The sequence below is a fragment of the Micromonospora sp. NPDC003776 genome (genome assembly GCF_053605645.1).
Genome location: NZ_JBSGJR010000187.1, coordinates 1 through 11,153, shown reverse-complemented (window position 1 = coordinate 11,153; position 11,153 = coordinate 1). Strand labels below are relative to the sequence as shown.

The 11,153-nt window shown below is 74.5% G+C and carries 9 protein-coding genes; all 9 read left to right on the top strand.

The window, feature by feature from the left end; genetic code table 11:
• The first annotated feature begins 16 nt into the window (after positions 1-16).
• Positions 17-3,208, top strand: coding sequence for a penicillin acylase family protein (locus tag ACWEVO_RS17165; RefSeq protein ID WP_452308509.1), 3,192 nt, complete (start codon positions 17-19; stop codon positions 3,206-3,208).
• A gap of 71 nt (positions 3,209-3,279) precedes the next feature.
• Positions 3,280-4,020 carry an ABC transporter permease gene (locus tag ACWEVO_RS17160; protein ID WP_452308508.1) on the top strand — a complete coding sequence of 247 codons (741 nt, stop codon included), beginning with the start codon at positions 3,280-3,282 and terminating at the stop codon, positions 4,018-4,020.
• A gap of 43 nt (positions 4,021-4,063) precedes the next feature.
• Positions 4,064-6,193, top strand: a complete 2,130-nt coding sequence (locus ACWEVO_RS17155) for an amylo-alpha-1,6-glucosidase (protein ID WP_452308507.1) — start codon at positions 4,064-4,066, stop codon at positions 6,191-6,193.
• A 70-nt stretch (positions 6,194-6,263) separates the two neighbouring features.
• Positions 6,264-6,767: a DUF2231 domain-containing protein gene (locus ACWEVO_RS17150; RefSeq protein WP_452308506.1), complete on the top strand. Its 504-nt coding sequence runs from the start codon at positions 6,264-6,266 to the stop codon at positions 6,765-6,767.
• A 30-nt stretch (positions 6,768-6,797) separates the two neighbouring features.
• Positions 6,798-7,718: an NADP-dependent oxidoreductase gene (locus tag ACWEVO_RS17145; protein ID WP_452308505.1), complete on the top strand. Its 921-nt coding sequence runs from the start codon at positions 6,798-6,800 to the stop codon at positions 7,716-7,718.
• Between the two features lie 48 nt (positions 7,719-7,766).
• Positions 7,767-8,954 (top strand): DNA polymerase IV, encoded by a 1,188-nt coding sequence (gene dinB, locus ACWEVO_RS17140; protein WP_452308504.1) that lies wholly within the window; start codon positions 7,767-7,769, stop codon positions 8,952-8,954.
• A gap of 12 nt (positions 8,955-8,966) precedes the next feature.
• Complete coding sequence (locus ACWEVO_RS17135; protein WP_452308503.1) at positions 8,967-9,362, top strand: VOC family protein; 396 nt, start codon at positions 8,967-8,969, stop codon at positions 9,360-9,362.
• Between the two features lie 43 nt (positions 9,363-9,405).
• Positions 9,406-10,215 carry a TIGR02452 family protein gene (locus ACWEVO_RS17130; RefSeq protein WP_452308502.1) on the top strand — a complete coding sequence of 270 codons (810 nt, stop codon included), beginning with the start codon at positions 9,406-9,408 and terminating at the stop codon, positions 10,213-10,215.
• Between the two features lie 82 nt (positions 10,216-10,297).
• Positions 10,298-11,153: hypothetical protein (locus tag ACWEVO_RS17125; protein WP_452308501.1), on the top strand; the 856-nt coding region annotated here is incomplete at its 3' end.

Here is an 11,153-nt window from a genome sequence, read left to right as displayed (position 1 = left end):
CACGCTGAATTTCTTTTTGTTTACCTGTGTTTTCCTATTCTTTTCTTCCCCGCCCCCCCCCCCCCGGGGGGGGGGCGCGCCCCGCCCGCCCCCCCCCCCCACCCGCCCCCCCCCCGCCACCACCTTCGCCCCCAACGACTACTGCCTCGGCCAGTGCGCCGACATCCTGCCCCCGGGCGAGAACGGCAACGCCACCCTCGCCGCGATCCTCGCCCACCAGACCCTGGGCACCCGCCCCGCGCACTCCAGCGACCAGCTCGACGAGTACGCCAACCTGGTCTACAACTACGCCGGCCTGACCGACGAGCAGATCGCGCGGTTCTACAACGACGCCTCGTTCGGCGTGCCCGACGCCCAGGTGGAGAGCCGGATCCAGCCCCGCTCCGACGTGACCATCGTGCGCGACTCGGCCACCGGCGTACCGCACATCACCGGCACCACCCGCTCGGGCACCATGTACGGGGCCGGCTACGCCGGCGCCCAGGACCGGCTCTGGGTGATGGACCTGCTCCGGCACGCCGGACGCGGCACGCTCACCTCGTTCGCCGGCGGCGCCCCCGGCAACCGCGACCTGGAACAGAGCATCTGGGCCAACTCCCCCTACACCGAGGCCGACCTCCAGGCCCAGGTCGACGCGCTGCGCCAGAAGGGCACCCGGGGCCAGCAGCTCTACGACGACGTCAACGACTACATCGCCGGCGTCAACGCCTACATCGACAAGTCGATCGCCGATGACAACTACCCGGGCGAGTACGTGCTGACCGGCGCCGGCAAGCCGACGCACTTCACCATGACCGACCTGATCGCCACCGCCGGCGTCATCGGCGGGCTCTTCGGCGGAGGCGGCGGCTCGGAGATCCAGTCCGCGCTGGTCCGGGTGGCCGCCCGCGCCAAGTACGGCGCCACCACCGGCGACCAGGTGTGGCAGGCGTTCCGGCAGCAGAACGACCCGGAGACCGTGCTGACCCTCCACGACGGACAGAGCTTCCCGTACGGCGCCGCGCCCGACAACGCGCCCAGCGTCGCCCTGCCCGACGCCGGCACCGTGACCGCCGAACCCCTGGTCTACAACCGGACCGGCTCCGCCGGCACCACGACCCTGAAGAGCACCAGCACGGCGACCGCCGGGTTGCTCAGCGGGCTCGCCGGGGTGAAGGCGCACGGCATGTCCAACGCCGTGGTGATCTCCGGCCGGAACACCACCAGCGGCAACCCGGTCGCCGTGTTCGGTCCGCAGACCGGCTACTTCGCCCCGCAACTGCTCATGCTCCAGGAGTTGCAGGGCCCGGGCGTGAGCGCCCGGGGCGCCGCCTTCGCCGGCCTCAACCTCTACGTGTTGCTCGGCCGCGGCCAGGACTACGCCTGGAGCGCCACCTCCGCCAGCCAGGACCTCACCGACACGTACGCAGTGCCGCTGTGCACCACCGACGGCAGCGCGCCGACCCTCCAGTCGAACCGCTACCTCTACCACGGCCAGTGTCTGGCCATGGAGGTCATCGAGCACACCAACTCCTGGTCGCCCAGCCTGGCCGACTCCACCGCGGCCGGGTCGTACACGCTGCGCGCCCTGCGCACGAAGTACGGCCTCGTCTCCTACCGGGGCCTGGTGAACGGGCAGCCGGTGGTTTTCACCAAGCTGCGCTCGACCTATCGGCACGAGGCCGACTCGGCGATCGGCTTCCAGGCGTACAACGACCCGGCGGCGATGGGCTCCGCGGCGGCGTTCCAGCAGTCCGCGGCCTCCGTCGGGTACGCCTTCAACTGGTTCTACGTCAACTCCACCGCGGCGGCGTACTACAACTCCGGCGCCAACCCGGTCCGCCCGTCCGGGGCCGACCCGAACCTGCCCACCCGGGCCGACGCGGCGTACGAGTGGCAGGGCTGGAACCCGGACACGAACACCGCCACCTACACCCCGCCCGGCGCCCACCCGCAGTCGGTCAACCAGGACTATTACATCAGCTGGAACAACAAGCAGGCCAAGGACTACGGCGCCGCCGACGGCAACTTCAGCTTCGGCGCGGTGCACCGCGGTGACCTGCTCGACGGCCGGGTACGCGCGGCGCTCGCCCGGGGCAAGGTGGACCGGGCCGCGGTCGTCCGGATCATGGCCGACGCGGCCGTCACCGACCTGCGCGGCGAGCAGGTGCTCGGCAACCTGCTGCGGGTGCTGACCAGCCAGCCGGTCACCGACCCGGCCCTGGCCGACGCGGTGAGCAAGCTCCAGGCCTGGCAGCAGGCCGGCGCCCGCCGGGTGGAGACCAGCCCCGGGTCGAAGGTCTACCAGCACGCCGACGCGATCCGGATCTTCGACGCCTGGTGGCCGCTGCTGGCCGCCGCGGAGTTCCGCCCCGGCCTCGGCGGCGACCTCTACGGCGCCCTGGTCGACGCCATCGAGGTCAACGAGGCGCCCTCCGGTGGGCAGAACGGCGGCCGAGACGGCACCGCCGTCTGGGCGCTGCAGGGCCAGCCGCACAAGGGCTCGTCCTTCCAGTACGGCTGGTGGGGCTACGTCGACAAGGACATCCGCGCCGTCCTCGGCGACCCGGTGTCCGGCGGCCTCGGCCGCACCTACTGCGGCGACGGCAGCTTGAGCGCCTGCCGGCAGGCGCTGCTCGACGCGCTCGGCCAGGCGGCCGCGGTGCCGGCCACCACGGTCTACCCCGGGGACTCGCACTGTGGGGCCGGCGACCAGTGGTGCGCCGACACCATCGCCCAGTCCGGCCTGGGTGGCATCACCCACCCGCTGATCGCCTGGCAGAACCGCCCCACCTACCAGCAGGTCGTCTCCTTCCCGGCCCGCCGGGGCGACGACGTCACCAACCTGGCGCAGGGCCGGACCGCCACCGCGTCCAGCACCCAGTTCCTCACCAGCTACACCCCGGACAAGGCCGTCGACGGCAGCCTGAGCAGCCGCTGGGGCAGCAGCTACAACGACAACCAGTGGCTGCGGGTCGACCTCGGCTCGGCCCGCACCGTCGGCCGGGCGGTGCTGCGCTGGGAGTCCGCGTACGGCAGCGGGTACCGGATCGAGGTCTCCGGCGACGGCAGCACCTGGCAGACCGTGTTCAGCACCACGGTCGGCAACGGCGGCGTGGACAACGTGACCTTCACCCCGGTCACCGCCCGCTACGTGCGGATGTACGGGGTCAAGCGGGCCACCTCCTACGGCTTCTCGCTCTACGAGTTCGAGGTCTACGCCCGGTGACGCTCCGGTGAGCGGCCGGCGGGTGGAACCTTGCCTCTGCACCGGCCGGCCGACCGGAATACGATCATCGGGTGAGCGGCGGCACCGTACCGATCGGCCCGGCCCTGGTCGTCGCCCTCACCGCGCTCACCCTGGCCGGCGCGGCGGTGCTGCGGTTCAGCGGGCTCGGCCGGGCCCGGACCATCCTCACGGCCGCGGCCCGGGCGACGGTCCAGCTCGGCGCGGTCTCCCTGATCATCGTCGCGGTGCTGCGCGCCTGGTGGAGCACGGCGCTGTTCGTCCTGCTCATGTACGTCGTCGCCAGCGTCACCGCGCACCGGCGGATCGGCCCGGCCGGGCCGCGGCGGGTCGCCCCGCTCGCCATCGCCGCCGGGGTGGCGCCCAGCCTCGGCGTACTCCTGGCCAGCCGGGCGTTGCCGGCGGCGCCGCTGGTCGTGCTGCCGACGGCGGGCATCCTGATCGGCGGGGCGATGACCGCGACCAGCCTGGCCGGCCGACGTACCCTCGACGAGCTGCGCGCCCGGCACGGCGAGTACGAGGCGGGCCTGGCCCTCGGGCTGCTCCCCCGCGACGCCGCGCTGGAGATCTGCCGGCCGGCGGCCGGGCAGGCGCTCGTCCCCGCGCTGGACCAGACCCGGACGGTCGGCCTGGTCACCCTGCCCGGGGCGTTCGTCGGTGTGCTGCTCGGCGGCGCCGGGCCGATCCGCGCCGGGGCGACCCAGCTGCTCATCCTGCTGGCCCTGCTCGCCGTGGAGGCGGTGGCGATCGGGGTGGTGGTCGAGCTGATCGTGCGGGAGCGGGCCGCCGACTGACCGCCCGGGTGTACCCCGAGCGCGAGGGGGTACAGGCGGGCCGATGACCAGGGTCCGCAACCTGCGCGTCCGGCCCGATCTGCTCTACGTGGCGAGCGGGTGGAGCACCCTGGTCACCGACGTGCGCGGCCGGATCGGCGGCACCGACCCGCAGGGCTTCTTCGCCCGCAACACCCGGGTGCTCAGCCGGGAACGGGTCACCGTCGACGGCCGGGAGCCGGTCCCGTTCGCCAGCGCGAACGTGCAGGGTCACGCGCAGCTCTCCTACGCGGAGCTGGGTGACGGGGAGCAGCTGCCGTCGCGGGCGGCGTACCTGCTGACCGAGCGGTTCGTCGGGCCGGGGCTGCGCACCCGGTTCACCGTGGTCAGCTACGCCGCCCGACCGCTGCGGTACCGGCTGGAGATCCGGGTCGCGGCGGACTTCGCGGACACCAGCGAGGCGGAGACGGGCCGCCGGCTGCAGACCGGCGACGTGGGCGCGGCGTGGGACCCGGCGGCGGGCGAACTGCGCCTGACCTACCTGCGCGACGACCTCGACCGGGCGGTCGCGGTCCGGGTCCGCGCCGACGTCCCGGTGGCGTACGAGGACGGCACCTTCGGGGTCGCGCTGGCGGTGCCGCCGCGCGGCAGCGCGCGGGTGGAGCTGCTGGTCGAGCCGGTCTTCGACGGGGCGCGGCTGCCGGCTCCCCCGGCGACGTTCGCCGAGCCGGACGACCCGGCCGCCCGGGCCCGCGCCCGGCTGGCCGTGGAGCTGACCCGGTTGAGCAGCAGCAACTTCGACGTCACGGCGGCGTGGCGGTGCGCCGTGGACGACCTGGCGGTGCTGCCACTGGGCGAGCCGGCCGGGCCGGCTGCACCGATCGCCGGGCTGCCCATCTACCAGGAGATCTTCGGCCGGGACACGATGACCTCGTCCTGGCAGGCGCTGCTGGCCGGGTCGACCATGCTGGCCGACAGCCTGCGGCTCAACGCGCAGCACCTGGGGCGGCGGCTGGACGACTGGCGGGACGAGGAGCCGGGCAAGCCGCTGCACGAGGCGCGGCAGGGACCGGTTTCGGTGCTCGGGCTCAACCCGTTCGACGGCTACTACGGCGACTGGTCGACCGCGCCGGACTTCCTGGTCTTCCTCGGGCAGTACCTGGCCTGGACCGGGGACCTGGACACGGTACGGGAGCTGCTGCCCACCGCCGGGCGGGCGCTGGGCTGGATCGAGCGGTACGGCGACCCGGACGGCGACGGCTTCCTGGAGTACCACTGCCGGTCCCGGGCGGGGCTGAAGAACCAGGGCTGGAAGGACTCGGACACGGCGATCGTCGACGAGGACGGGCAGGTGGTGCCCAACCCGATCGCCACCAGCGAGCTGCAGGGCTACTGGTACGCCGCCCTGCGGCACGCCGCGGCCGTGTTCACCGTCACCGGCCATCCGGTCCGGGGCGCGGCCCTGCTGGCCCGGGCGCGGGCGCTGCGCCGCCGGTTCCACCGGGCGTTCTGGCTGCCCGAGCGGGGCTGCTACGCGATGGCACTCGGCCCGGACAAGCGGCCGGTGCGGTCGACCAACTCCAACGACGGGCACCTGCTCACCACCGGCATCGTGCCGGAGCGGGTCGCCGTCCGGGTGGCCGACCGGCTGCTCGCGCCGGACATGTTCAGCGGGTGGGGGGTGCGGACGCTGTCGGCGGAGCATCCGGCGTACAACCCGTTCAGCTACCACCGGGGCAGCGTCTGGCCGGTCGAGGCCGGCACCGTCGGCCTCGGGCTGGCGCGCTACGGCTGCTGGCCGCACCTGCACCGGCTGGCCGAGGGCATGTTCGCCGCGACGGCGCTGTTCGAGGAGCACCGGCTGCCCGAGGTGCTCAGCGGGCTGCCCCGCGACCCGGCCCACCCGCATCCCGGGGTCTACCCGAACTCGTGTTCCCCGCAGGCCTGGTCGGCCAGCGCGGTGATCGCCCTGGTGCAGGCGCTGCTGGCGCTGCGGCCGGCGGCCCCGCTGCGGACGATCTTCGTCGACCCGCACCTGCCCGAGTGGCTGCCGGACCTGCGGCTGGAGGGCGTGCGGGTGGGCGGCGCGACGGTCGACCTGACGGTCCGCCGGCGGCGCGGTGGGCGGACCTCGGTACGCGTACGCGGTGATCGGCTCGCGGTGATCCGCCGCGCTCCGCGGCAGGCGGGGTGAGGCGGCAGGTGTAGTCCGGGCCCGGCGGGGAACCCGGGCCCGGCCTGGGGCTGCAGACAGGAGGACCGGCATGGAGAGTCGCGCCAAGTCGATGGGGCACGCGATCCACCCCATCCTGATCGTGTTTCCGTTGGGGCTGCTGGCCACCGCGGTGATCTTCGACATCCTCTACCTGATCACCGACCGGACCGGGTTCCAGATCTCCGCCGCGTACACGATGGGCGCGGGCATCATCGGCGGCCTGGTCGCCGGGGTGTTCGGTTTCATCGACTGGACCGCCATCCCGGGCGGCACCCGGGCCAAGCGGATCGGCGCGGCGCACGGCATCGGCAACGTGATCGTGCTGGTGCTGTTCGCGGTGAGCTGGCTGCTGCGCCGGGCCGCCGACAACTGGGACCCGAACGCGCTGGCGCTGATCCTCAGCTTCGCCGGCATCATCCTGGCCGGGGTGACCGGCTGGCTCGGCGGCGAACTGGTCGAGCGGCTCGGCCTGAGCGTGAGCGACGAGGCGAACGTGAACGCGCCCAGCTCGCTGCGCCGCTCCGCCGGCCGCCCCCGCGCCCGCGGCGTCTGACGCCCGAGCGGCGGGAAGGAGAGCGAGCGCGTGCGGGCGATCACGCTGGACGCGGAGGGCGCCGCCCCGGCGCTGCGGGACGACGTGGCCCGGCCCAGCCCGGGCCCCGGCGAGGTGCTCGTCCGGGTACGGGCGTCCTCGGTCAACGGCTTCGACCAGAAGGCCGCCGCCGGGATGATGCGCGGCGCGATGGAGTACCGGTTCCCGGTCGTGCTCGGCAAGGACTTCGCCGGTGAGGTCGAGGCGATCGGCGGGACCGGCGGCCCGTTCCGCGTCGGGGACCCGGTGTTCGGGGTGGTGATGCGCTCCTACCTGGGTGACGGGGCGTGGGCGGAGTACCTGACGGCCGGCGAAGGCTACGGCATCACCCGGCTGCCGCCCGGACTCGACCTGCCGGCCGCGGGCGCGCTCGGCCTGGCCGGCGCCACGGCGCTGGACGCGCTGGCCGCCGTCGCCCCCGGCCCGGGAGACACCGTCCTGGTCGCCGGCGCCACCGGTGGCGTCGGGGCGTTCGCCGTCCAGTACGCCCGGGCGGCCGGGGCTCGGGTGATCGCGACCGCCCGTCCGGGCGCCGCCACCGACGCCGTCCGCGACCTGGGCGCCGACGAGGTGGTCGACTACACCGGCGACCTGGCCGGCCCGGTCCGGGCGGTCGCGCCGGCCGGCGTGTCGGCGGTGGTGCACCTGGCCGGCGACGGGGCGCTGCTCGCCGGGCTGCTGGCAGCGGACGGGCGGCTGGCGTCCACCATCGGCTTCGGCCCGGAGCAGCACCCGGCCGCGGTGTCGATCATGGGCAGCCCCACCCCGCGGACCCTGGACCGGCTCGCCGCCGACGTCGTGGCCGGACGGGTGCGGGTGCCGGTGAGCCGCCGGTACGAACTGGCCGAGGTGCCGCAGGCGCTCGCCGACTTCAGCGGCGCGCTGGGCAAGCTGGCCGTCACCGTGGCCTGACCGGCCAGGTCACACCCAACCTTCGAACGCGTGTGCGAACATGGGCGGGTGTCGAGCGACGCCACGATCCTGCACGCCGACCTGGACGCGTTCTACGCCTCCGTCGAGCAGCGCGACGACCCCCGGCTGCGCGGCCGGCCGGTGATCGTCGGCGGCGGCGTCGTGCTCGCCGCCAGCTACGAGGCGAAGGCGCGCGGGGTCCGCAGCGCGATGGGGGGCCGGCAGGCACGGCGGCTCTGCCCGGACGCGGTGGTGGTGTCGCCACGGATGGCCGCGTACACGGCGGCGAGCCGGGCGGTGTTCGAGATCTTCCGGCGCACCACGCCGCTGGTCGAGGGGCTCTCCATCGACGAGGCGTTCCTCGACGTGGGCGGGCTGCGCCGCCTGGTCGGCCCGCCCGCCGACATCGCCGCGGCGCTGCGCCGGGAGGTACGCGCACACGTCGGCCTGCCGATCACCGTGGGCGTAGCCCGGACCAAGTTCCTCGCGAAGGTGGCCAGCGGGGTGGCCAAGCCGGACGGGCTGCTGGTCGTGACGCCGGAACGGGAGCTGGCGTTCCTGCACCCGCTGCCGGTGGAACGGCTGTGGGGCGTCGGCCCCGTGACCGCGGCCAAGCTGCGGGAGCGGGGGATCCGGACGGTGGGGCAGGTGGCCAGGCTGGACGAGCCCACCCTGGTGTCACTGCTCGGGCCGGGAGCGGGCCGGCACCTGCACGCGCTGGCGCACAACCGGGACCCGCGCGCGGTGCAGGTCGGGCGGCGGCGCTCCTCGATGGGCGCCCAACACGCCCTCAGCGGCGGGCCGCACTCCCCCGCCGAACTGGACGCCGTGCTGGCCGGGCTAATCGACCGGGTGACCGGGCGGATGCGGGCGGCCTGCCGCACCGGCCGCACGGTGACACTGCGGCTGCGGTTCGGCGACTACCGCCGGGCCACCCGAGCGCACACCGTCGGCAAGCCGACCGCGCAGACCGCCCCGCTGCTGGGCGCGGCGCGGGCGCTGCTGCGGGCGGCCCTGCCGGAGATCGAGGAACGCGGCGTGACGCTGCTCGGGGTGTCGGTGGGCAACCTGGACGAGGGGCACGTGCAGCTGACCCTGCCGTTCACCGGCGACCCGGGCCCGGAGCTGGACGCGGCCGTGGACGCGGTCCGGGACCGGTTCGGCTCGGCGGCGCTGACCCGGGCGGTGCTGCTCGGCCGCGACCCCGGGCTGGAGATGCCCCGCCTGCCCGACTGATACCGTCGGGCGATGTCGATCTTCCGGACCCCGCAGGTGATCCTGTTCAGCGAGGACGTGACCCGGGCCGCCGCCTTCTACACGGGGCTCGGCTTCACCGAGGTCTTCCGGGTGCCGGCCGAGGGCGAGCCGATCCACGTCGACCTGGTCCTGGACGGCTACCGGATCGGTATCGCGTCGGTGGCGTCGACCCGCGACGACCACGGGCTGGACCCGGTGCCCTCCGGGCAGCGGGCCGCGGTCATCCTGTGGAGCGACGACACCGCCGCCGCGTACGAGAAGCTGACCGCCGGCGGCGCGCCGGCCGTCAAGGCCCCGCACGTGTGGCTGGACCGGCTGCTCATCGCCTGGACCGCCGACCCGGACGGCAACCCGATCCAGCTCGTGCAGCACCTGCCGGCCGGATAACCAGTCGCCCCAGGCCGGAGCGCCACCGGACAATCAGCCGGTCATGAGTACCCGACTGCGGGCGATCGCCCGCGACACCCTGGACATCCTCGACGCCGGCGCGTACGTGAACAGCCACGGCGAGACGGTGCCGCTGGCCGAACCGGTTCGCGCCGCCGTGGCCGGCACCCGCCTGCACCTGCCCGAGGCACCGCTGGACGCCCCACCGGTCGGCGGGCCACCCGCCCGGATCGACGTGACCGGCGAGAGCACCCTGCTGGCCGCCCGCCGGCTCGCCGCCGACGGGGAGGTCGCCGCGCTCGTCTTCGCCTCGGCGAAGAACCCGGGTGGCGGCTTCCGCACCGGGGCCCAGGCGCAGGAGGAGAGCATCGCCCGCGCCTCCGCGCTCTTCCCCTGCCTGACCGCCGTGCCGGAGTTCTACGAGTTCCACCGGCAGCAGCGGGACCTGCTCTACAGCGACCGGGTGATCCACTCGCCGCGGGTGCCGGTGTTCCGCGACGACAAGGGACGGCTGCTCGACGCCGCCCATCACGTCTCCTTCCTGACCGCCGCCGCGCCCAACCTCGGCGTGGTGGTACGCAACCAGCCCGGCGACGTCGACCGGGTGGCCCCGGCGCTGCACGCCCGGGCCCGCCGGGTGCTCGCCGTCGCGGCCGCGCACGGGCACCGGCGGCTGGTGCTCGGCGCGTGGGGGTGCGGCGTGTTCCGCAACGACCCGGCGACCGTCGCGGAAGCGTTCGACCTCGCCCTGGCCGACGCGGCCGGCTGGTTCGACCAGGTCACCTTCGCAGTCCTCGACCGGGCCGACGGCCCGACGTACACCGCGTTCGCGGCCCGCCTCCTCCCTGGGTAGGAGGCGGCGTTCCGACCCGCGGCCGCAACCGGGGCCTCGGGTCGGGCGCGACCGGGGCGGGTGGTCACGAGCATCTACAGGCATGACTGCTACCTCCTCCTTGCGCCGGGCGGCCCACTGGCACCGCCCGCTCATGCTCTTCGTCGCCGCGATGGCGGTGCTCACCGTCGTCGCCGCCGTCGGCGTGTTCGCCGACCCGCGCGTGCTCACCGGCGTGCCGATCTGGCTGAAGCCGTTGAAGTTCGCCATCTCCTTCGTGCTGTACGGCACCACCCTGGCCTGGATGCTCTCCCTGCTCCCCCGGCGCAGCCGGACCGCCGAGCGGGCCGCCACCGTCGTCGTGGCGATGGGGGTGGTCGAGATGGTGATCATCGTCGGTCAGGTGCTGCGCGGCACGACCAGCCACTTCAACGAGACGACCCCGATGAACGCCGCCCTGTGGCAGGGGATGGGCGCGGCGATCATGGTGCTGTTCACCGGTCACCTCGTACTCGGCGTCGCGGTGCTGCGCGGGCGGATCGCCGATCGGGCCGCCCGGTCCGCCGTCGGTTGGGGGCTCGGCCTGACCCTGCTCGGCATGGCGGCGGCGATCCCGATGGTGGCCGGTGCGGACACCGGGATCGAGGGCGTGGCCGGGGCGCACAGCGTCGGCGTGGCGGACGGCGGCCCCGGGCTGCCACTGGTCGGGTGGAGCACCACCGGCGGGGACCTGCGCATCGGACACTTCGTCGGCCTGCACGCCCTGCAGGCGCTGCCGATCCTGGCGATCCTGCTGAGTCGGTGGGGCGGCCGGCTGGACGAGGCCACCCGGGTCCGGTTGCTGGTCGTGGCGGGCACCGCGTACGGGTCGCTCACCGTGCTGTTGACCTGGCAGGCCCTGCGCGGGCAGCCGCTGCTGCGGCCCGACGCGCTCACCCTGGCCGTCGCGGCGCTCCTGC